General features: G+C 61.3%; 9 protein-coding genes, 1 pseudogene and 1 other annotated feature. All 10 genes and pseudogenes read right to left on the reverse strand.

From position 1 onward, the window contains the following. On the reverse strand, window positions 1-11,435 hold an 11,435-nt coding region (locus tag CHB97_RS23275; RefSeq protein ID WP_089367510.1), incomplete at its 3' end, for an ELWxxDGT repeat protein. A gap of 360 nt (window positions 11,436-11,795) precedes the next feature. After that, window positions 11,796-12,983 (reverse strand): IS701 family transposase, encoded by a 1,188-nt coding sequence (locus CHB97_RS23280; protein WP_089290376.1) that lies wholly within the window; start codon window positions 12,981-12,983, stop codon window positions 11,796-11,798. A gap of 241 nt (window positions 12,984-13,224) precedes the next feature. Continuing rightward, window positions 13,225-14,273: pseudogene (locus CHB97_RS23285) on the reverse strand (IS3 family transposase). Then, window positions 13,864-13,980: a sequence feature (AL1L pseudoknot), on the reverse strand. It overlaps the preceding pseudogene by 117 nt. A gap of 52 nt (window positions 14,274-14,325) precedes the next feature. Next, window positions 14,326-16,626 carry a TonB-dependent receptor gene (locus CHB97_RS23290; RefSeq protein WP_089290377.1) on the reverse strand — a complete coding sequence of 767 codons (2,301 nt, stop codon included), beginning with the start codon at window positions 16,624-16,626 and terminating at the stop codon, window positions 14,326-14,328. Window positions 16,627-16,960: 334 nt separating this feature from the next. Next, window positions 16,961-17,881 carry a LysR family transcriptional regulator gene (locus tag CHB97_RS23295; RefSeq protein ID WP_089290378.1) on the reverse strand — a complete coding sequence of 307 codons (921 nt, stop codon included), beginning with the start codon at window positions 17,879-17,881 and terminating at the stop codon, window positions 16,961-16,963. Between the two features lie 37 nt (window positions 17,882-17,918). Next, window positions 17,919-21,335 (reverse strand): glycosyl hydrolase, encoded by a 3,417-nt coding sequence (locus tag CHB97_RS23300; protein ID WP_089290379.1) that lies wholly within the window; start codon window positions 21,333-21,335, stop codon window positions 17,919-17,921. Continuing rightward, the gene (locus tag CHB97_RS23305) at window positions 21,328-21,762 is read right to left on the reverse strand and encodes a hypothetical protein (RefSeq protein ID WP_089290380.1); all 435 of its coding nucleotides are present in this window, start codon (window positions 21,760-21,762) and stop codon (window positions 21,328-21,330) included. Before CHB97_RS23305 ends, CHB97_RS23300 begins: the two co-directional genes overlap by 8 nt. Continuing rightward, complete coding sequence (locus CHB97_RS23310; protein WP_200820092.1) at window positions 21,759-23,081, reverse strand: glycoside hydrolase family 1 protein; 1,323 nt, start codon at window positions 23,079-23,081, stop codon at window positions 21,759-21,761. Before CHB97_RS23310 ends, CHB97_RS23305 begins: the two co-directional genes overlap by 4 nt. Window positions 23,082-23,110: 29 nt before the next feature. Beyond that, entirely contained in the window at window positions 23,111-23,953 is an 843-nt protein-coding gene (locus CHB97_RS23315; RefSeq protein WP_089290381.1) for a fumarylacetoacetate hydrolase family protein, read from the reverse strand. Between the two features lie 19 nt (window positions 23,954-23,972). Next, window positions 23,973-24,845, reverse strand: coding sequence for a VOC family protein (locus tag CHB97_RS23320; RefSeq protein ID WP_089290382.1), 873 nt, complete (start codon window positions 24,843-24,845; stop codon window positions 23,973-23,975). Window positions 24,846-24,849: the final 4 nt, after the last annotated feature.

Consider the following 24,849-nt stretch of genomic DNA (forward strand, 5'->3'; position numbering starts at 1 on the left):
GCATCGGCGATAGTGACCCCGTCACTGAGCGCCAGCGAAGCGTCGGCGGCGATCGTCACCCCGCCCGCTGAGGTGCCAAATGCACTGTCCTTGGCTGCCGTGACCGTACCGGCACTGATGGTGACCGCCCCGCTGAAGCTGTTGGCGTCACTGCCCCCGATGGTCAGGCTGCCTGTCCCGGTCTTGGTCAGCGCGCCCGTGCCGCTGATCACACCCGACAGGGTGGAGACACCACTGGAGACATTAATCGTACCGCCCCCCGAACCCAGCGCGATGGCATTGTCAATCGTCGTCGTACTGCTCACCAACAGCGTGCCGCCGTCAAGGGTGACACCACCCGTGCCGATATTGCCATCACCGGCGATGCTCAGCGTGCCATCAAAAATGGAGGTCGCACCGGTATAGCTGTTGCTGCCCGACAAGGTGATGCTGCCGGCTTCGGACTTGCGTACCGACCCCGTGCCACCCAAGACCATCGACAGGGTAGCCGACGCATTTACAGACGACTTCAGGCTCAGAACGGCGCCGGTATCCAGGGTGAGGGTGCCAGTATTCAGGCTGCCGCCATCGCCAAATTGCAATGTGAGGCTTTCGCTCAAAGTCACGTCAGAGCCGGTGACCGTTGCCGTGCCGATGACGATGGTTTGCGAGCCGGTGATATCAGCCGCTGCAATGGCGATGGCCTCGCCAAAGCTCACCCCATCAGACAGATCAATGGTTGTGGCTGCCGTCGATGTGGTAACAAAAATCGTATCGGATTCAACGACGACTTCAGCCAGGGCCACATTGGTGCCGTCAGTCAGTTGTATGCTGACCGTCGTATCACCGGTTGGCGTATCATTGTGATATGTGATTGCCCGGATCACATCATTCACCAGGGCCGTGGTGGGAGTAATGTCACTGTCGTCGAAGGTGATGGTCAGTACACCATTCGCGCTGGTGAACGTGCCAAACACATTGCTCCCGACCAGCAGATTGCTGCCACTGACCGTAAAGCCCAGCCCGTCAGCATTCACGCCAAATTGATCGATGGCGAGCGCGGTGCCTTGGCGCTTTACCGTCAGGCTGTAACCCGACCAGTTGCCATTGCCGTTGTTCGACTGCGCGGCGGCAAGATCGCTGACAATCGCATTTGCACCGGCATCCAGCTTAACCGTTTGCCCCACACCGGCCCAGCTTACCGTATTGCCATTCAAATTGGTGATGGTCGGTGGAACCGTGAGCATGACATTATTGCTGCCCGCCCCGGCAGCATATCCTATGAAATAGCTGACCCCGGCAATCGACAAGCTGCTGCCCTGAGCCAGATTTTTGAATGTTCCACTGACCGCCGAGCTGCCAGTATTGTCAATGAGGGTAAAAGTGTCGTTGTTCGTCGGCGTATAGCCGTTGAGGGTGGTGATATCGAGTAGACTATCAGCCCCCAACGTCACCGTGCCCGTAACCAACACTTGATCGTAACCAGTGCCGGCAACCGTACCGGCAAAATTGGCGGCCAGCGTGCCATTCAGTGCCAGATTGCCATTGATGGTTAACGTACCGACATGGCTGCCATCGGCCTGGTCACCGGGGGCGAGGGTGGACGCTGATGATGCCGATCCTGATATGGTGACAGTAGCGGTGGTGATCGAGCCAGTGCCGGCTAGAATACCCGTTTCGTTGACATTGAAGGTACCAGACGCGGCCAACGTGCCATTGACGACCAATTTGGTGCTGTTTGCCGCCGAGACATTGGTGACAGAATTGCTGCCGGACAGAACCAAAGTGCCGCCGCCGCCCAACATTGCCAGGGCACCGGTGAATAAATTGTCCCCAGCCAGGACAAGAGTTCCCGCACCGCCCTTGGTGACGCCGCGGGTTGACCCCGATTGGGCAATCCCATTCGCCACCGTCAAACTTGTGCCCGTATCGGTATACAAGGTGGCTGAGCCGGTGAGTGTCACTGTGCCGGTCAGGGTGGAGCCGCTGACAGTCGTGTTGGTCGGGTTATAGCCCCTGATGGCGCCGCTTGAATATGTCTTGGTGCCTTCTGTAACTTGTACACCATTGCCCGTGATGGATATATTCTCGGCGACTGTCAACCCGGCACTGATCCACAGTCCCGCGCCACTGCCTACGGTTGTGCTTCCAGACGTATTGCCGAGCGCATTGTCATGCGCTACCACCAAAACCCCTGCCTGGACCGTGGTTACGCCGGAATAGCTGTTATTGCCGGACAGGGTCCAGATACCTGCCCCCGTTTTTGTGATGGAGCCGTTGCCCGTACCATCCTTGATCACGCCGGAGAACTCGACTGGCTGGCCGGATGCAACGGTGGAGGTCAAGGTTGCGGCGTTCAAAATAATCGTGCCGGCCCCCGACACAGCCCCAACCGTATCGCTGAAATTGAAGCTCAAGGTAGCCCCGGCGGCAACGGACACGGCGCCTTGATTCGGAAGCGCCCCGCCACTGCGATTAACGACCAACGTGCCGCTACTGATCGTTACGCCACCTGTAAGGGTATTATTACCGCTTAGGGTCAGCGTGCCAAGGCCGGCCTTGATCAGAGCGCCAGTGCCGCCTATTACCCCAGAATAGGTCGTACTTGCGGCAGTGGCCACGGTCAGCGTGTTGCTGCCCAGGCTGATGGTGCTGGCACCATCAAGCCCGCCGATGGTTTCGCTGGCATCAAGCTGTAATGTGCCTGAAGACGACAGTGTGACTGTCGCCGTGTCCTTGATCGCGGCACCACCCTGCAAAGTCACTTTACCGGCAGAAACCGACAGACCGCCATCGAAGTCACCCGTCCCGGAAAGGACAACGGTCCCCACGGAATTCAGGGTCAGGCTGTAACTGTTTTGATTATCGGTGACCAGACCGGACATGGTGATGGTTGTTGACGATCCCACTGCCATCACCAAGTTTGAGGACAGCGTGACACGTCCGCTGAGGGTGCTGGACGTAGCCGAAGTGCTGAGCAAAGCACCGGTGCCGCCGGCCCCCGATCCACCGATGGTCAGATCATCAGCAATCGTGACCGTGGTGAGGTTAAGTGCCGCGCCGCTGAGAACTTCGATGCCACCCGCCGACGACCCAAAGGCAGAATTCTTCGTTGCCCGCACTGTACCCGCGGCGATCACCACTTTGCCGGTGAATGTACTTTCCCCCGTTGGCGACAGTACCAACCCTCCGGAGCCCGTTTTGGTGAAGCCGCCGGCTCCGGATATGTTTCCGCTTAAGGTGATCGCGTCGGCTATATGGATTGTGCTGTCCTTTTCCAGCACAATGTTATTGGTGACTGTGACGATACTACTGAACGACAACGTACCGCCGGCCAAGGTGATGGTGTCAAGCCCGAGGGTCGTGACAGCGCCCACCGACAGCGTGCCGGCTTCCACGCGCAGATAATCCAGCCCCGTGCTGGTGGTGTTGTTGGTGCCGCCCAGGACCAGGGTGCCCCCCCCGCTTTTGGTCAGGGTTGAAGCGGATGTGCCGGAATCCGTCAGGTTCGTGCTGATGGTCAGGCTGTCACCCGTGCCCACCTTCGTACCGAAATTGGCGCCGAGCAGCAGCGATGAGCCAGTGATGGTCAATGACCGTGCATCGGTATCGCTGTCCATGACCAGGGTAATATTGTCCGAGACGGTCAACGCGCTGGACAGGGTGATGGTGCCGGCAAGGGTGTCGGCAAAGCGGATGCGGATGGGGGCGCCATCAAACAGATTTGAGGTCAGCAGATAATTGGCGATCTCCGTCGCCTCAATCAGGCTAAGGCCGCTGCCGTCGCTGGCTTGCGTACTGATAGCGGTCACCGCCTCGGTGATATTGCTGAAGCTGCCGGCGCTGGCATCATCCCCGGTGACCGTCGTCGTGGTCACAACCAGTTCGGCATTGCAGATGATGGTCAGCACCTGTTCATAGGTCGCACTGCCGTCACTCACCCGCACACGCACGGAATAGCTTTCACCCTGGCCAAACTCCAACGTGTCGTTGGCGCGCAGGCTGGTGCCATTGATGTTGAACTTGGCGTTATCGGTATCGCCGTCACCACTCACCAGCGTGTAGGTAAAGCTGGTGGAATCGCTGTCGGTTGCCGACAGGGTACCGACCACGTAGTTGGTCACTTCAACAGCGTAAGGGATAAAATTGTCGGACAGCGCAACTGCCGTCGGCGCATTGTTGATGGAGGTGGCGGTGACCACCGTGCTGGTATTGGCCGTTCCGCTGCTCAACCCATCGCTGGCGGTCAGCGAGAAGGTGGTTTGTACCGTGTTGCCTGCCGCAACCTGGCTGGCTGTGGGGGTGAATACCAACGCCTGCAACAAGGTTTGCAACGCTGCCGGTGTGCTGGCCGACAGCACATAATCCCCCACCCCACCCGTCAGCCCACCGCCGGCACTGGACAAGGTGCCGTTTGCGCCGGTGTAAGTGATGCGCAGCGTAAAGGTGCCGGTGCTGTCATCCGCATCCGTCACGGTAACACCGCTAAAGGGCGTAATGGTGGCGTTATCATCCACCGTGCCGGCGGTGGTGAAGGTGCCAGCCAACACGGGGGCGGCATTGACCGGGCCGGTCAGCACGAAATCATTGGAATCCGTCCCCCCCGTATAGGTTGCGGTGAGCGTAACGCTGCCCAAAGTTGCGGTCCCCGTCAGACCATTAAAGGTGCCGGTCAGGGCGGTCGTGTCGGTACGGGAAACCAGGGTGAAGCTATCGGCAGTCGCACTTCTGATCGGTGTATAAGTGCCCGTCAACGCCAAGGTGGCGCTGCCCAGATCAGCCGCACCCTGCACGATCAGGCGATCATAATTGACGGCGCTGTTGATCTGCATGGCCAAGGTGGCGCCGGCCTGCAGGGTCAATTCCTTGACGGTCAAGGTACCGATGCCGCTATTGCGCCCCACAACGCCGGGGGCCAGCGTGGCGCCACTGGCAACAATCACCTTGCTGTTGAGGGTTCCCGTACCGGCCAATGTGCCAGCCGCAACCGTGACATCCCCGCTGCCCGTGGCGTTGAAGGTACCGGCGACACTGAGCGTCCCCGCATCAACCCGGGTGGTCCCGGTAAAACTATTGGTTCCGCTTGAAAGTAACGTGCCCAGCCCGTTTTTCACCAATGCGCCACTGCCGGAAATGACCCCGGAAACGGTGAAGGTTGTGTCCGTGGCCGCTGTGATGGTACCCCCGTCACTGCCGCCTGTGCCGATTTGAATTTCCTGGCTTAACGTAATGTCTGAGCCGACATTGCCCAGCGAGGCATTGCTCAGCGTAATCTTGCCGGCGCCCACCGCCGAGGCCTTATCAATCAACAAAGTGCCGTCGGTGGCAAGCAGACCGTCATTCCACGCGCCGACCCCGCTCAGGGTCAGGTTCCCCTTGCTGGTCAGTTTGTAACTGCTCGCCCCGTCAGTCACCGTGCCTGACAGGGTCAGGACATCGTTGGCCTGATTGGTGCTGATCGTGGTGTGACCGGTCAGCGTGATAACACCGTTGAGGGTGACATTGCCCCCCAGCGCGCGAATGGCGCCGTTGGTGTCCACCCCCGTACCGGCGACCGTAACGTTGGCCGTGGTGCTATAGGCCGTGGTGAAATGCAGCGAGGCACCATCGGCAATGGTGATTGCACTGCTGCCTAACGCACCAGTCTTGCCAGCCACCAGATAGCCGGCATTGACGATCAGGTTCCCAGAAATCGTGTTCGCTTCGCTACCGCCGACAGTCAGGGTACCGGCCCCAACCTTGGTCAACGCGCCGGCACCGGCCAGCACACCGGTTAAGTTCAGCGTGTCGGCAACGTCGACGGTACTCGCTGCGGTTACGTCAATTCTATTGTCAATCGGGGTGGTGCCGGTATCCGTTCCGGTCACTTGAAGCGTGCCACCGGCCAGCACCAGCCTGCCGCTGGTCAATTGGCTGTCGGCCCCCACGCTGAGCGTGCCGGCAGAAACCGTCAGCGCCCCGCTCCAACCGCTGCTATTGCTGGTACCGGTAAGGGTAAGCGAACCAGCGCCCGCCTTGATCAGCCCACCAGTACCGGAGATGGTGCCGGCAACGCTCATCGTGCTGCCATCGGCGCCAACGGTCAGGGTATGGCTCCCCAGCGCAACATCACCTGCGCCGGTGATCGACCCGACCGTTTCATCACCGGCCAATGCCAGGGTGGCACCGCTGGCTATGGTAATGGCAGAGCTGTCGGACAGGGTGTCCGCCCCACCGGCCGTCAGCGTGCCGGCGGTAATGGTGGTAGCGCCGCTGCGGGTGTTGGTACCAGACAGGGTGATATTGCCGGCCCCGGTTTTCTCCACCACACCGGCCCCTTCAAGCCAGGTTTGGATGGTGGCCGCCACCGATGTATCGGTATGGAACTGTATCGTGCTGCCCGATCCCACGGACAACGCGCCGCCGGAAAGGGTCACACCATTCGCGCCCGAAAAATCGACCAGCATATTCTCGGCAATCGACACTGTGCCGTTGACATTCACTGTCTGTCCGGCCAACGCGCTGCTAAACGCAATGGTCTGATTGCCGCCCATCTCGGCCGCTATGGCAATCGCCTCGGAGAAGCTGACACCGTCGGTGACATCAATGGTCGATGAATCCGTGGCATTGGTCACGGTAATGGTATTGCTGGTCAGCGCCGTCGTGGCGATGGCGATGTTGCCCGCCCCATCATTCAGGCTAACGGTAAAGTCGGCGTTACCCGCCGGGGTGGTGTTGTAATGCGTCAGGCCATTGATCACCCTGCCAACCAAACTGGATGTTGCAGCGGCGTTGAAGGTGACGCTTAACACACCATCTTCAATGGTAAAGGTTCCAAATTCCGTGGCGGGCGTCCCGGTGATCAGGCGGCCACTGCTATTGCCAAAAACCCCGGTGGTCGCGCCATTACCAGCATCAATGCTGAAATAGGATAGGCCTTGCAGGCCCAGTATATCGGCAGCCCAAGCCCCGTTAGCCGTGCCAGCCGTGCCCGACCGCTGAACAGTCAGGGTAGCATTCGCCCAGCCAGCGCTGTCGTTTTCGGGGTCGCTGACGGTCGCCGCAACATCGGCGCCACCGAATGAGTCAAGGAATGCGACGCTGTTGGCTGAAGTTGTTGCCGGCTTTCCATCGCCATGAAGATCATTCAGCGTCGGCGGTTGGTTGAAATGGACCGTAACGGTAGACAAGGCGGACGTGCCGCCCTGCCCATCGGTCAGCGTAAAGCCGACAGACCGGCTTGTGGTACTTGGGTTGGCATTATTGACATTGTCATAGGTGATATTGCGCAATAGTGCCGAAACGGCCGTTAGCGTGGCATGGTCGTTAAACGTGATGACCAGATTATTGCCAGTGCTGCCGCCGGCAAAACTGCCGATAACGGTGCCTTCATAGCTCACATCACTGCCAGATACGCCAATCTGCCCAGTTCCGTTGCCCTGGTGGCGGATGCCCAGCACATCCTCCACCGTCACCGCATTGGCGGTAAAAGCCACAGTCAGCGTGCCGGTATTCAGCGGCACAGCATCAACGTCGGTCACGCTGGCATTGGCAGCCGGGTTCAACACCACTGGCCCTGCGCTGACACCAACCGCCACTGTCGTCGCATTGAGATTATTCAGCACCGGCGCATCATTCACCGCCGTGACATCGATGGTCATGGTGGCGGTACTGGAATTGGCTGCGCCGTCATTCACTCTATAGGTGAAGCTGGCATAGGCGGTGCCGTTGCCATCCTGCGCTGGCTGATAGCGCAAGCGGGTGATGTCGGCAGCGCTGATCTGCATGCCAGCCGTGACCAACGTGTCATCGGCCGAAGAATAGGTGTTGTCGGCACTGGTGGCATTGTCCAGCCACAAAGTGCCAACACTCGGCAGCGTGGCGATGGTGACAGAGGCGAGTGTATCGCCCGTATCAACGTCGTTGAAATTAAAGTCGCCCGTCGTGAAGCTGTAAGCAGTGTCTTCCGTTATGGTAACGGTGGGTGTACCGCTGACCGTCGGGGCATCGTTGGCTGCTGTAATACTGATTGTTGCGGTGGAAGCGGCGGAGTTGGTAGCCGCATTATCCACCATTACATATTCAAAGCTGGCATCGGTGTCGCGGTTTGCCGTGGGGGTGAAGCGTAAATCCACCGAGCCGCTGCTAAGGGTCAACAGCGTGCCGGCGGCACCCAGGCTGATGCTGGTGCCATCGGCCTGGGTCAGCGTGCCGCCGGTCACCGACAGGATGCGGACCCGGGTGATCGCGCCTGCCCCATCTTCGGTGTCGTTATTCGTGGTGGGTGTCAGGCGGATATTGGCACTGGTCGGGGTGGCATCTTCAGCTACCGACACCGCACTGCCCGCAATGTCCGTCACCGTCACTGCACCGCCGGCATCGGGGGCCGTGTTGGCGTTAACGGTGATGGTGGCACTGGCCGTGGCCGAGGTCGCCCCCATGCCATCGGCCAGGGTAAAGCCCACGATGCGGGCGCTCGAATTGTTGCTACTGGTGCCGAATGTGATGTTTTGCAGCAGGGCCGACACGGCCGCATGGGTGGCATTGCTGTTAAAGCTGATCACCAGGTCACTGCTGCCGGTGCCGCCGGCGAAGCTGCCAATGGTCGTTCCGCCATAGGTGATGGTGCTTCCGGACACACCAATTTGCCCGGCGCTGGTGCCCTGATTGCGGACTGCCAACGAATCTGCGCCATCATCCCGACCGGTCGTGATGGCAACCGTCAGGGTTCCATCGGTAAAAACCGTCGTATCGGTATCCGTCGCGCTGGCTGCCGTGCCCTGGTCGATCACCGTTGGGCCATCACTCGGACGCATGACCACTGTATCGCCGGCCAAATTACCAATCACCGGCAACTGGTTCACCGGCAGCGGTTGGAACGATGTGATATAAGTCGGGGTACTGCCCAAAGTACCAGAATCATTGATATCCTTCAGCAAATAGGTGCCGGCGGTCGTTCCATCGGTAATCCAGGGTTCAGCCCCGACGAGGTTATTGTTGGCAACAAACATCACCTTTCCGTCGGCCAGCAGGGTGAATGTTGCCGATGATGAGCCAGAACTGCCGCTTCTGATATCCTTAAGCAAACTCGTACCGTCGGCCGTACCATCCGTGACCCAAAGCTCGTTGCCATCGCCACTGGTCGTTGCGGCAAAAACGGCCTTGCCGTTTGGCATTACGGTGATTTTAGAAGGGCTGGACCCGCTTGTTCCGTTGGTGTTGATATTCTTGACCAACACCGTGCCATCTGCCGTTCCGTCGGTAACCCACAGTTCGGTACCATCTTCATTGGTAGAGGCTGAAAACAAGACTTTGCCGTTTGGCAGTAAAGCAAAATTTTGAGGGGAAGAGTTTGCCGTGCCTGCGGCAATATCTTTCAACAGAACTGTACCGTTGGCGGTGCCATCGGTGATCCACAGTTCGTTGCCACTATTGGTGCTACCGTCCGATGCCCCGAATAATGCCTTGCCGTTTGGAAGAACAACAAAGGCTGTAATATTAGATCCAGCGTTAGCCGAAGTGTTAATGTCTTTCAACAACACCGTTCCATTGGCAGTACCATCCGTAATCCACAATTCTGCGCCGTTGGTGCCGTCATTGGCGGAGAACAACACCGAGCCATTGGCTAATTTAGTGAGTTTAGAAACCGAGGATCCCGTGCTGCCGCTAGCGATATCCTTCAACAGGGTTGTACCGTCGGCGGTGCCGTCCGTGATCCACAGTTCGGAGCCATTGGTGCCATCATTGGCCACAAACAACATCTTGCCATTATTCAGTGCCAGAAACGACGTCAGGGATGCGCCCGCCGTACCGGGGTTGATGTCTTTCAGCAAACTGGTGCCGGCGGCGGTACCATCGGTAATCCACAGCTCATTTCCGTTGGTGGCATCTACCGTACTGAATAAAATGCGACCATCCGACAATACGGTGATCCATCCGGGGTTGGAACCAACACTGCCGCTATTAATGTCCTTGACCAACACCGTTCCGGCTTCAGTGCCGTCGGTGATCCACAATTCCGCGCCATTGGTGCCATCATCGGCAGAGAACAGCATTTTGCCGTTTGGCAAGAACGCGAAGGCCTGCGCGTTAGAGCTATTCGTACCACCGGCATAAATATCCTTTAAAAGGCCTGTGCCAGCGGTCGTTCCATCAGTATAAAATATTTCGCTGCCGACAACATTTGAAAACCCATTGAACAGCACACGAATGCCCGTGGTAAAGCTGTAATCATTGCCATCTGTAATGGCCGCAATCGGATTGGGGATCGACTCTTGGTCAGTGATAGATCCCGCTGTAAATAAAACCGTATACTGACTGGCTGACGCCAAAACACCATTGGGATTGATGGTAATTTTATCGCCGCTCAGGGTCAGCGTACTCCCATCGCTCAATGTGATCGTGCCGCCAACCGCCGTGGAAACGTCAAAAACCGCGGTATTCAAGCGCGATGTGAGATTATAGAGGGTGATCTTGCCCGACGCGCCGAACGCAATGGGTTCGTTGAAATCGAGCACGATATCGGCGCTAACGCTAACCGCCGTCGCTCCATCGGCGGGAACAGAGTTGGCCGTATCCAGCGTGGGCGCATCTGCGGTAAGGGCCTCAGCATAGGCTGCAACAGCAATTTCATCGGCTTCCACCGCGCCGGAACGGTGTTCCAACGCCCAATCGCCGCCCAATATTGCCGCACCGGTCAAATCGTCAGAGGCTGCAACATCGGCATCGGTCAAGTCGGCCATCGCCGCCAGAAATGCCTCGCCTTCCCCACTCGCCACATTGCAGCCATACAGCAGAAGATCGCCATCTGTTGTCAGCACAGACCCCAAAGCCGCCAGATCTGCGGATCGTGCCTGCGTAGTGCTAAAGTCGAGTGTCAGCGTGCCGAGCGTGATTTGCCCTTCTGCACCATGGCTCAGCACATGAATGGCGCTATAACCGCTCTTACCCTCCGCCCAAGCGGCCATCTGGGTCAAGCCGTCCTGGCTGCCATCCAGCAGCACGATGTCCACCCCATCCTTCACGCCGGCACGCAGGATTTGCCAATCAGTGACCGATGTATCGATAAACGCCACCTCCTTACGGTCGGTGGTGGGGTCAACAGACACGTTGGTGGCCAGTGGGGCGGTAGGCGTGCCGGCAAAGGACGGGGCTGCGGGGTCAGCCGACGGGGGGGATGCGACGGGATGGTGTGCAGGGGCCGCTTTACTGTCGATATCCGGCAAGGCGCTAGCGGCATCCGCAGCATGATTCTGCTGCGGCTCCGTCACCTGCTGGGCGGCGGCAAGGGTCAGGGCGTCGGCGGCAGTGGCCACCGCCGCAGCATCGAACATGATGCGGGGTTCCAGCGAGAGCTCCTGACGTCGGCGCCGCACCTTTTTCGCCGGTTCCGGTGTTGCCTGCATAGCAATTTCGGCGCTTTCCCGCTGGGAGATGATCTTCGTCTTCGGATTGCCGCTGCGCACCTTGCCGGTCATTTCCTGTCCTTTACACGACCAAAATTGCCAAAATCCGCCAACCCAAAAGGGAAAGCGGAAGTTAAACATATTACATACAAAGACCAACCAAGCACGTTAACGGATTAATATCGTTGGTTAGTCTTTATGAGAAAATATCTGCTATTCCAGCTCAGGGCCAGATCGATTTTTTCCCCATAACCTAGCACTACAGTTGCGTTTGCTGTGTGCGATAGTGGACGAGAGCGGCGCGTGCTTGGTGTCGTCGCCTCCAGAGTGACCAATCCAGGACGGCGTTGATGTCGCTGACCGTCGGCAACCGGATGCGGGCGATGAGGCGCTTGATTTCGGGGACGGAAGGGATGAGGGCGTTGAGCCGGTTCAGGCGGCGATTTGGCCTGTCGGACTCCTTTCGTTCCGTTTGGCTTCAGCATCGCGGCACAGGTCCGCAGCCAGTTTAGCGAGGAAAGCGGCGGCGGCCATGCACAAAGTCATGTGCCTGTGCCAGCCGTGCCAGGATCGGGCCTCGCAATGGTCGAGGCCCAGGTCGTCCTTGGCGCGCTGGAAACACTCCTCAATGGTCCAACGCAGCCCGGCGGCCCCGGCAAGTTCGGCCAGGGCGGTGCCGGCGGGTGAAAAGACGAAATAATAGGCCCGCCTGTCCGGATCATGCCGGTTACGGCGGATCAGGACCCAGCGCTCGAACCCTTCGTCACAGGTCCAGGCCAGCGGGATACGCGCCCAGTCGTAAAGCCGCAGGCCCTTGGCGCCTTCGCCGGCAGCCAGACGGGTCCAGGCTTCGGCCGGCAGGTCATCAGCCATGGCCTGCGGGTTGGTCCGCAACAGGCCTTCCTCTGTGCAGAACCGCAGGGTCTGGTTGGAACAAACGGCGAGCACATAGGGCTGTCGACGCCCTTCCAACATACGGCGCAGGCCGCTGTCCGACCCGTACAGGGCATCGGCCAGCACCCAGGCGCAGGTCACGCCACCATCCAGCGCCGTCGCGATCAGATCACGAGCGATCTTCGTCTTGGGCGCGAATGTCACGTCTTCCGGCACCTGAGCCTTCGCCCGGCGAGCCGCATCACCGGCCCAATCCTTCGGCAGATACAGCCGCCGGTCGATCAGTGCCTGGCCCCACGGTCCCGCATAGGCCAGGAACACACCAACCTGGCAATTCTCAATCCGGCCCGCCGTGCCCGAATATTGACGGCCGACACCGACCGAATGCGCGCCCTTCTTCACAAAGCCGGTCTCATCCACCACAAGGACGCCCTCCCCGCCACCCAACGCCTCAAGCACATAGGCCCGAACCGTCCGGCAGACCGCGTCCGCATCCCAGCGCGAGCGACCCAGCAGCGATTGCATCCGATAAGGCCGGGAAAGACCCGCCTGTTCCGAAAGCAGCCAGCCCGTCTTGCGCTCCGCATCCGACAGCAACCCATCGATGAAAGCCGACGCAGATTGCCGAACCTCAAGCCGCCCAAGCACGGGGCCCAACCGATCCTTCAAGCCCGACAAGGCTTCGTCCCACGCCAACAACGGTCCAGACCAGTCCGATACTCCCATGCCTCAGCCTCCACGTCCCGAAGGCAAAGAAAATCACAGTAAACCTACATACGCAACTGTAGGACTAGAGCATCGCGCTTTTAATCGGATGCATACCCAGCGGCCTTGAAGTAGTTCCAGCATTCGTCTTGGTCGTAGAGGTCGCATATGTTTCCAATGGCCCTCCAGAGGTCGTCAATGGTCCTTGCACCGATGCGGGCGGTGAACCGGTCCGGGATTGTCGGCGGCTGAAGTTCGTGAGTCACGCCGCCAATTTCTGAGCGCTCACGGCGTCATGGTAGCGTTGTTCAGCCTCGGCTGGTGGAATATTTCCGATGGGCTCGAGCAGGCGTCGGTTGTTGAACCAATCGACCCATTTGAGGGTTGCGTATTCCACGGCTTCAAAGGATTTCCATGGTCCCCGCCTGTGAATGACCTCCGCCTTGTAGAGGCCATTGACGGTTTCGGCCGTGCGGGACACCCGCCAGCCGACGATCCGCCGGGCAAAGGCGTCGATGATGAAGGCCACATAGACGAACCCGCTCCAGGTAGACACATGCGTGAAGTCGGACAACCAGAGCTGATCGGGCCGGTCGGCCCGGAATTGCCGGTTCACCCGATCCAGCGGACAGGGTACGGCCTTGTCGGCAATGGTGGTTTTTATAGGCTTGCCGCGGATGGCACCCCGCAGGCCCATCTCCCGCATCAGCCGCGCGACCGTGCAGCGCGCCACCTGGATGCCTTCGCGCTGTAACTGCCGCCACACCTTGCGCACCCCATAGACCTGGAAATTCTCATCGAACACCCGCCGGATATCGGTCTTCAGGCCGACATCGCGCTGTGCACGCGCCGACAGTTTGGCGGGATCAGCCGCGCGTGCCGTGTGCTGTCGCACGGTTGACGGGGCAGTCGGCAATACCTTGCAGATTGGCTCGACCCCGTATTCCCGGCGGTGGGCCTCCACGAAGCCCAACATCATTTCGGTCGGCGGTCGAGCTCCGCCATCGCGAAATATGCAGAGGCCTTGCGCAGGATCTCATTCGCCTGGCGCAACTCCCGGATCTCCCGCTCCTGCGCCTTCAGCTTCTCCAGCACATCCAACGGAATGCCAGCGCGGCTGCCGCTTTCCACCTCGGCACGCTTGACCCACTCGTTCAATGTGTGGGCTGAACAGCCGATCTTGGATGCCACGGATGAAACTGCCGCCCATCGTGACGGGTGATCCTTCTCGTGATCCAGAACCAGCCGAACAGCACGCTCGCGGACCTCAGCTGAAAATTTGTTCGTTGTCTCGGCACATCGTAGCCCCATCCTCTCAGGAGTTGGAGCCGCCGACAATCCCGGAACGGTTCAGTTCATCGTCTTAAAACCGGGTCTCCAATGAAACGCCTAAAGTACGCCGCCCCTCACGCACATTCCAGTTTACATAATTGCCAACATTGGCAAACGGTGTAGCCAAAATCGCAGCTTTGAAGTTCTCGTCAAACAGGTTGCGGGCGAACAGGCCGACGCGCCAGGCCCCATCCTCCGCGCCCAGTCCCAGGGAGACATTCATCACCCCATAGGCCGGGTGCCGGGTATCCGGGTTGCCAACGGCGTTATAGGTCTTGTCCCGCCAGGCATAGTTCACATTCATATCGAACAGCAGGCCATTGAAGATGTCGCGTTCATAGCTGGCCCCCAGCGTGTAGCTGACCTTGGGTGCATTGGCCAACGGATCGCCCTTGGCCTGATAGAGCGGGTTGGCGCTGGTGGAGCCGGGGGCGTTGCACTGTGCCGCAATGGCGGCCGCCCCCTGCTGCTGGATATTGTTGGGGCAGGCCGTGAGATAGTCGGTAAAGGCCGCATCAGAATAGGAAAGCGAGGCGTTCAGCCGCAATTCATGGGTCACCTGCAGGTTCGATTCAATCTCAAACCCCTTGCTGCGCAGCCCGCCCGCGTTTTCGGTCAGGAATTCCGAACCGCGCAGCACGGCCGTTTGCAGGTTCTTGTACTTGTCATGGAAAAGGTTGCCGTTCAGCGTCAACCGCCCATCCAGCAAGGTGGTCTTGGCCCCGATGGTGAAATCATCCACGGTCTGCGGGTTGACCAGGGTGCGCGTCCCGCTCAGCGCGGAGAAGGTGACCGTCGGCCCCAGATAGCCATGGGCATAGGTGCCATAGAGCAGCACATCATCGACCGGCTTATATTCAGCACCGATGCGGCCCGACAGGCTGCTGTCATTCACCTTGCCGGTGGAGCGGGGGCGCGGCGTGTAGGGGGTGACATTGGCCGGCAGCTCGGGATCACGCACCGACCAGTTGCTGGCCTCCACCCAATCCTTGGAGATACGCAGGCCCCCCAGCAGGCTGAACTGGTCCCCCAGATGCAGCTTGCCATCACCGAACAGGGCCGCACTGTCCGTCGTCGTTTCCCCGCTGTTCAAACCCGCCGTGATGGAAAGCGTGACCGGCGCAAAGGGCAAGGCCGGGCGCAGCAAGGCGCTTTCACCCGTCTGATCCACCTTCTGGCGCGACAGGTAAATCCCCGTCACATATTCCAGCGTCTCGTTTTTGGGGGAGGTCAGGCGGATTTCCTGCGACAGCATGGAACGCGCCGTATTATTGCGCCGTGCCTCAAAGGTGGAAAGCGGGCCGGCATCAATGGCATAGGTGCTGGGCCGCATATCCTGTCCCCGCCAGGCTGACAGGGATGTCAGTTCATAATCACCCAGCAGCCAGTTCAGTTCCAGTGAACTGCCATAATTGCGCTCATCCTCGTTACCAGCGCCATTTTCAACCGAACTCTCATTGTCATAGGACGGGGTGACACCCAGCGAGGCGAGATTGACACCTGGCGGATTGAAACGGGGGTCACCCGTGGGCACCTTGTTCAAGGTCCAGAGCTGGCCCGGCCCCTTCTGCTTGCGGCGGGAATAATCGGCGATCAGATAGGCGGTGAAATTGTCCGACGCCTCCAGCAACAGCTTGCCGCGCACGCCCTGGCGGGTCGTGCCGCCCCATTCCTCGTTCCGCACCACATTCTTGACGAACCCGTCATAGCGCCGATCAAAGGCATAGATGGCCATGGCCGCATTCTCGGCCAGGGGCACATTCAGGTTGCCATGAATATCCGTTTCGTTGAGCGAGGCGTAGGAGGCGAAAAGATCACCCGATACGGCATTCATGTCTGGCCGGCGCGTGGTGATGGAAATCACCCCGGAAGAGGCGTTCTTGCCGAACTGGGTGCCCTGGGGGCCTTTCAGCACTTCCAGCCGTTCAATATCGCCCAGGCTTTCCACCGGGCTGCCAAAGCCGACGACGACGCCATCCACCACCACGCCGACGGGGCTTTCAGAGGAACTGGCAAAGCCGCCTGCATTGCCCACACCACGCAGCCGGAAACCGGCATCATTGGGGGTGGACCCGAACTGCACACCCGGCGTGGTATATTGAATATCGGTCAGGCCCTTGATGCCGGTGGCGGCCAGTTGCTCGGCACTCACCGCTGTCACGGCCAGCGGCACATCCTGCAGCTTTTCCTGGCGGCGGGATGCGGTGACGACCACCTCATCCAGCAGGATGGCGTCGGACTGTTGGGCCAGGGCTGGCGGCGCCAGCCCGACCAGCAGGGCGATGGCGGCGGCATAGCTGCGCAGGCAGCCGTGTTGAACGACCTTCTTCATGGTCTATTCCCTCCCGAAAGCGATTTTGTTGCGCGGCAAGCCAATCCCATTGCGGCCCTGGATCAACCGGGCCGCCGGGTCATGACGCATTTGCCGTCTGGCTTTTTTAGAACAGGCCCACCGTCGTCAGACGCGCGGTACCCTGAGTGACAACCGGATCATGTTTCCCCCTGTCCGCCCGCTTTTGCGGGCTTGTCGGCGGTGACGGCTGTTCCGCCGAACAGCACCGTCACCGAACCTTTTCATTGTTCATCAATAACAGAGCCGTCCCCCAACCGTTCATTTTCATTCAACATCATGTGTATTTCGCAAAATGATGGTTTGGGACGAAATCTCATTTACTGGAACTGCTGATATCGGCAGCCACATCGCGCATGAAGGTGCGCATCCAGGCCATGCCGGGGTCACTGGACCGGTGCTTATGCCATTGCAGCATTTGCGTGAACCCGCCCAACTGGATGGGCAGTTCCAGCAGCCGCAGCGGCAGCCGCCGGGCCCAGATATTGGCAGACCGGCGGTGCATGGTGGCAATCCGGTCAGTGCCCATCACGGCATCGGCCACCAGGGTGAAATTGGGGGCATAGATGGTGATGTTGCGGCGGAAGCCGCGCGCGGCCAGCAGCTCATCATCAATATGCGGCACCTTTGTCGGCCCCATGCTGGTGCCGACATGTTCCAGGTTCAGATATTGTTCCAGGGAAATGCTGTCCCCGATCAGCGGGTTGTCCTGCCAGCAGACACAGACAAAATCATCCTTGAACAAGGGCTCGCGGGGATATTCCTCCACCGTGCGTTTTTCCGGCACGATCAGGAAATCGGCCACCCCCTGGCGCAGATGTTCGGCCGCGTTTTCCGTGGTCAGCACGGTACGAATACGGATGCCCGGCGCGCGTTCACGTAACCGCCGCACCACCTCCGCCACGAACACCAGGAAAGCATAGTCAGACGTGATCAGGGTGAAGGTCCGTTCCTCCCCCGCCGGGTCGAAGCCGGCACGGCTGGCGGAGATGCGTTCCAGCTCCACCAGCGTGTCCCTCACCTGCGCCCCCAGCATTTCGGCAAAGGGGGTGGGCACCATGCGGCGGCCCACCTGCACGAACAGCTCATCCTCGAAATATTCACGCAGGCGGCGCAGCGCGTTGCTGACGGCGGATTGCGTCATGTTCAACTGCTGCGCCACCTTGCTGACGCTTTCTTCCGCCAGCAGCTTGTCCAGAATGACAAGGAGATTCAGGTCAAGCCGGTTGAAGCGCATGGTCCATCCCTAGGGTCTTGTTTTTTATGGCGCTACCCTACCCGCGATCCCCCTGCGGCGCCATCCGAACCAGACGCACCGGGCCAGCCAAACCCGATGGCAGCAGGGGGGCCTTGGGATCGGGGTGCAGCAGCGGATGGGTATTGGCGGTAACTGGCCCCCCCACCCCCGCCGCGTCACCGGCGATCCGGTTGGGCCACAGGTTGCTGACGGCGATGCTGATGCGGTTTTCCCCCGGCTGCAACGCCGCCCCCACCTCCAGGCGGAAGGGGGGCTTCCATGCGGTGCCCACCGGCTGGCCATTGATGCTGACGCTGGCCAGTTCCTTGACCGTGCCCAGGTCCAGTTCCACGGGCTTGCCCTTCCAGTCGGCCGGGACCGTCACCGTGGTTTCATAGGTGGCTGTACCGGCAAAATGGCGGATAGCCGGTTCGGCCCGTTCCGTCCACAGGCCCAGTGCCGGAAGCGCCACCCGATCCGGCGTACCCTGCCCGGCGGGGAAGCGCAGCGTCCAGCCACCCGCCAGCGGCAGGCTTGCCACCTCCACCGGGGCTGACACCGTGCGGGCGGGGGCCGGGGCCGCACCACGCTGCACGATGAACACAGCCTGATGCGGCAACAGGGTCAGCGGCACCAGCGTGCGGCCATCCTGCTGGCGATAGCTGGCGGGTTCCACCTTGCCGCTGTCGGCGTGCCACAGGCTGACATCCTTGCCATCGCCGCGCAGGGACAGGGTAACGGTCTCGGCCCGGTCCTTCTGGTTGGCGATGAACCAGATATCCGCCTCCTCCGTCCGCCGGTGCGACCAGACGATATCCGCATCAGCAGCACCATCGACCGTCAGATCAGCCCCGACATTCAGGTCGGCCAGTGCGGCGGCAATGTCCGCGCCCGGATAAAGCCGCCCCTGCCCTACCCGGCGCGCTGCCGTGCTTGCCCCGTCCGGTCCCCAGATTTCCTGGATCAGCGCGGCCACCTTGACCGCATCATCGCCCAGGCTGGGGCTGCCGATGGGCCGGGGGGACAGCACAGCACCGCCCTGCCCCAGCAGGTCACGCAGCCGCGTCAGTACCGGCAGGGACAGTTTTAAGCGACCGTCACCACCCGGCGGGATGACCAGCAACCGGTAGGTGGCCCCCGACGGGGCAAGCCACTGCCCATCCTTCACGGCCAGCAGTTCCGTCACCGCATCCCGGCCCACGAAATCCAACCGGTTCCCGGCAGGCACGGCCAGCGGCAACCGGTCCGGGTCCGGCGGGGCGACCGCCGCCCCTTCCCCATAGAACCAGGCGACATCCGCCACGTTCCGCCCTTGCTGCTGCAGGAAGGACGACCGGGCCAGATACTGCATCCAGGGGCCAGCCTGTTCGGCCCAGGTTTCATGCCGGGTGAAAAACTGCCCGAACGGCCCCAGCGTGATGCCGGGGCGCAGATCATCCAGCGGTTGATGCGGGGATGTATGGATGACGAAACGGTTCACACCCCGCGCCAGGAACCGATCGGCAAAGGGCTTCAGCGCTGCCGGCGTCGCCGTGAAGGGCGGGATGAAGGGCAAGGCGGTTAACGCCTCTGCCGCCACGATATTCTGACCATAGAAATGCGCCGCTGATGCCGCCTCAGCAATGTCGGACGTATGGGCCGGATCGGACGGCGCACCGGGCGGCATCTGCCAGAATTCACCCATGGGAATGTCGGTGAAGCGCTTGTTCAGCAGCCCGTCGCCCGTGGTGGGCAGACGGGTGCCCATCGCCTCCCCGTAATAACCCAACCCCTTTTCATGGGCGAAGTCGCGGATGGTTCGGAAATGCGCCTCGGCCAGCAGATCGGCAATGGTCCGGCGGAAATCCCAGAGGAACCGCTCACTATCCGCCACCGATCCGACGATACGGCCCGTCAACACCGGCAGCCAGGGCAGCAGATCATAGCCGCGACGACGCTTGAATTCCGCCGGCAAAGCCGGGGTCCAGTTGGCTTGCCCCGCCTCCCAACTGTCGGTCAGCAGGTTTTTCAGCCCATTGGCCCCGCGCAGTTCGCCCAGCGCCTGATCAACCTGATTGAAATAGCCCTCCAGATAGGCGCGTACAGCAGCGCCATCCAGCTTGTCCACCTCAAGCCCCGTGCCTTCCGGGTCGGCGGGGTGGTTTTTCGTGCCGGTCAGGGAATAACCCAGGCGCAGCACCTGCCAGCGACCCGGCGGCGGCGTCCAGTCCAGCGTGCCGTCAGGTCGCAGCTTCGCCGTCAGGTCGATCACCTGATCGCGCGGCACGGCGGCGCGGTTCTGCGGGGTGGCCGTATTGTAATCCCGCATCGTGTCATAGGCGGCCTTGGCCTGCCAGCGGTCCAGCAAAGCTTCCGTCTCGAACCGCACTTCCGTCACCGCATGGATCGTCTGCGGGGGAATGCCCGGTAGGGCGACAGCCTGTGGCGGCAGCGGGTCGAAGCGGAAACGCCAGCGCTGCGCCTTGGCTGCCGGCAGGGCAATGGTGCGCACAGGGGCGGAGGCGGGGAAGGCCACCACCTGCTGCGGGGGTACGCGCACCAGTTCCCGGAACGCGCCCGTTTCGTCGGCAATTTCCACCACGCCGGCGGGCGACAGCGCATTCAGCGGATCTTCAATGGCCGATGCCAGGGTCAGTGCCGGCAGGCTGACCGGCTTGTCAAAGGCATATTCCACCCAGGCCAAACCGCCATCCGGCGTCTTCTGTTCCAGATGCAGCACCTGATCATAGCGCCCATCGGCCAGCAGGGCGGCATCCCCGGCACTGCTGGTGATCCGCGGCTTCAAGGCCGTCAGCGGCGTCACCCCATCGGCCAGCCGATAGGCCAGCACCGCCACATCGGCATAATGGGTGGGCGTCGGCACAGGGGCGGCAGCCGCGCGTGGCTTGGCCCCGCGCACCGGCGGCGGGGGCGGCAGGCGCAGTTCAGGCGGCAGCGGCATGTCCTGGAACGGGCCGCTGTTGCGCGGCGGGGATGCCAGGGTGCCCTTGAAGGGCTTGCCCCCCTCCAGCAGCGTTTCGCTCCAGACCAGTTTCTTCATGCCCTGCGCCGGCTTCACCCAGGGGCCGCCCGTCTCGCTCCACCCCGCCGACGCCGCCATGGTCATTTCCAGCCCCAGCGCGTCGGCCCGTTCCGCCGCGCGCCGCACCATGGAACGCCATTCCGGCGAATAGACCGTGACCGGCTTTTCCAACAGCAGCGGTGTTTCCAGATTGCCGGTGAAAAGCTGGAAACCGCCAATGCCGACGCGGTTCATCCAGGCCAGATCCTTGTCAATGCCATCGGCACTGACATTGCCGCCCAGCCAGTGCCACCAGACGCGCGGCTTGGCTGCCGCCGGCGGGGCCTGGAACCCGTCGCGCAGCGCATCCGCCGCCAGGGCCGAGGTGCCAGAAAGCAGACAGGCCGTCAGCAGCGCCGCCGCGAGCCCCCTTACGGTGCGACCATTACGCATGAACAAGCCCCCGATGAAGCAGGCCGCGCAGCGACCATAAGGTGACGCAGCAGGCCAGGACCGCGCCCAGCGGCAGTTTCAGCCACAGGACCGCCGCAAAGGACAGAACATCCGTCCCGCGCAGCAGCAGCGCCACCGTCGGCACCAGCACCAGCACGGCCAGCAACGCCAGCAGCAGCCCGTGCAACAGGATGAAACGGATGCTGGGGGTGGGCGACAGATGCCGCCGGTTGATCAGGCTGGGCACCACCGACCCCATCAAGGTGATCATGAAACAGGTTGGCACCAGATCGAACAGCAGGCCACCAACGCCCCAAACAGGGGCCTCTGCCGTGCCGCCAAAGGCCAGCAGGCTGAAGCCATAGTTCAAGGCGCTGTTGATGGCCATGCTGATCGCGGTTTCGCGCGCGATCAGCCCCCGGCTCATGCCACGGCCCCGTTACGCTTAGCGATGGAACCCAGATGGGCGGCACTGGGCTTGGGCGTGCGCTTCAGCGTCTGCCGGTCCACGGCAACCAGCCCGAATTTCGGACCATAGCCGGCAATCCATTCAAAATTATCCAGGAAGGACCAATGCAGATAGCCCTTCACCGGAATGCCATCGGCCAGACAAGCCTTTACGGACGCCAAGGCCCCATCGATATAGGCGATGCGGCGTGTGTCATCGGTGGTGGCGATGCCATTTTCGGTGACATAGACGGGCCGCCCCGTGGCCGCATGGGCATAGCGGATGGTGGCACCCAATGCCTGGGGATAGAATTCCTCCCCCATCTGGGTCAGTTCCGCGCCCTCCGGCGGGTGCATCAGGCCCTTGGCGTCGAAGCGGTTGCGGCCATAGGTCTGCACGCCGATGAAATCATCCGCCTTGGCCGCATCCAGCCAGGCTGCGTTCAGATAGTCACGCACCTTGTCGCGGACAGAATCTGCCCCCACGGCCTGATCATCGACCAGGGCCAGGGAGACGCCGACCGGGAAATCACCCGGCCCTGCCTTGATGGCGGCCACCGCTTTGCGGTGCCCTTCCAGCAGGTTGGGCAACATGGCATCCTGATCACCGAACTGGGCGGCCGAAAAGCGGCTTGACCCCGCCAATGCCGCCGCCCCCTGCATGGCCTTGGGCATCTCTGCCAGGATGGGCGGCGGCACGATGACATGCAGCAGCCGGCCCAGATTGGGTTCATTCAGGGTAACGGCGATCCCGGTAAGGTCGCCAACCGCCTTCACCGCCCGTTCACAGAAGCGTGCGAAACTGTCGGCGGAACCCGTTACCTCCCATCCGCCGCGCTTGGCAAACCAGATAGGTGCCGAGAAATGGTTGAAGGTGATGGCCGGTGTCAGGCCCTTTTCCCGGCAGGTGGCGGCGACGCGGCGGTAATGGTCCAGGGCTTTGTCATCGAAACGCCCCTCCTCCGGCTCAATCCGCGCCCATTCCAGGGAGAAGCGAAAAGCATTGAAGCCGAGTTGCGCCGCCAAGGCCAAATCCTCGGCGTAACGGTTGAAAAAATCGCAGGCGATGCCGGATTTCTCCCGGAAGGGGCCGGGCTGCAACTGTTCCAGCAGCCAGGTATCGCTGTTGCTGTTATTGCCTTCCGTCTGATGGCCGGATATCGCCGCCCCCCAGAGGAAACCTTTGGGAAACGGGTTGCCCGCCGATGCGGCAAACCCGCGCCCCGGCAACCCGGCCAGCGCCATGGCCGCCGGTACAGCGGCCAGCAAGGTGCGGCGGTGCACAGCCTTCTTGTTCATGTTTTCCTCCCGTCCATTCTTTTGTGTTTTTAAGCAGCGTCGGCGATAATGTTGCGCAGCAGGCCGATGCCGGGAATATCCACCTCCACCACATCGCCCGGCTTCATCCACAGCGGTGGTTCGCGCTTGGCCCCCACGCCGCCCGGCGTGCCGGTGGCGATCACATCCCCCGGCGACAGCGGCGTGAAGGCGGAGACATAGGCGATGATGGTGGCGATGGGAAAAATCATGTCCGCCGTCGGCTGGCTCTGCACCACCTGCCCGTTCAGCCGTGTGGTGACGGACGTGTCGCGGTAATCGCCCACCTCGTCCGGCGTCACCAGGGCGGGGCCGAAGCCGCCGGTGGCGGGAAAGTTCTTCCCCGGCGTGAATTGCTGCGTATGCCATTGCCAGTCACGCACAGAGGCATCGTTGAAACAGGCATAGCCCGCCACATGGTCCAACGCCTGTTCCGCCGGGATGTCGCGCCCACCCTTGCCGATGATAACAGCCAGTTCCCCCTCAAAATCCAGATGCGTGGAATGGCGGGGCCGCAGGATGGGCTGACCGGCTGCCACCAGCGTATCGGCAAAACGGGTGAAGATGGACGGGTTGGCCACCTTGGCCCGTCCGGTTTCCTGGCGATGATTTTCGTAATTATGCCCGACGCACAGGATCTTGCCCGGATTGGGGATCACGGGCAGCAACGTCACCTCTGCCAACGGCAGCGATGGCGTTGCCTTCGCCGCCAGATCGGCCAGAATACCGGCGGCAATGGCCGATTTCAGGTCAACCACGCCCGCCGGGGCCAGGGCTGTGAAATCCGCCACCTTGTCGCCAAACAGGGCACCGAAACGGGCCACGCCTTCATAGAAAAAACTGATCAATTTCATAGGATTACCCCTTGATCCCTCAGGCGCGGCGGAAACGGAAGGTACGCTCCGCCTCGCCCAGTCCCGCCATGTCCTTGCCGGAAATGCCCCATTGGTCGATGCGGTTGGGCGGCCAGGTCCAATCATCGGGTTCGCCCGTGGGATAATCCTCGCCCACCACTTCCACCGCCGTGGAGAATTCCACCACCGCGCCGAACGGCGCGATGAAATAGGCAAAGACATTGGCCCCCGGCCCATGTCGGCCCGGCCCCCAGGCCGGCACCATGCCGACATCGCGCAGCCGCCCGATGCCCCGCATCACCGCATCGATATCGCTCATCTCAAACGCGATATGGTTCAGGGAGGCAAAGCCGGCGCGGGCAAAGGCAATGGAATGGTGAGAGCGGTTACAGCGCACAAACACCATGCCCTTGGTCCGGTCGGACACTTTGAAGCCCAGAATATCCTCGGCAAAGCGGGCCGTTGCTTCCGCATCCACAGCGTTCAACACCACATGGGTCAGGCGCACAGCGCGGTCGGGCAGGTCGGCGACCGGGGCCACCCGCGTCGCCCCCACCAGCACCCGGATCACCGCCCCGTCGGGCAGCGTAACCAGCAGGCCCTGGCCCGCCCCCGGGTCATCACTGGCAACTTGCATCACCGCGATATCCTGTGCCGCCGCCCGCGCCGCCACGGCGGCCAGTTCGGCTTCATCGGCCAGGAAGGTAACGGACCGCACCAGCGTATGGTCGGCCCGGTACAGCCCCACCAGATAGGGTTGATCCCCCGATCCCCGCAGATAGCGGCGGTCGGCATCATCGCTTTCCACCGCCCCCAATCCCCAGATCCCGGTCAGGAAATCCGCCGCCCCGGCAGGGTCCGGCAGTTCCAGTTCGATGCTGCGCAATTCCATGGGT

It is taken from the genome of Azospirillum sp. RU38E (assembly GCF_900188385.1).
Classification (GTDB): domain Bacteria; phylum Pseudomonadota; class Alphaproteobacteria; order Azospirillales; family Azospirillaceae; genus Niveispirillum.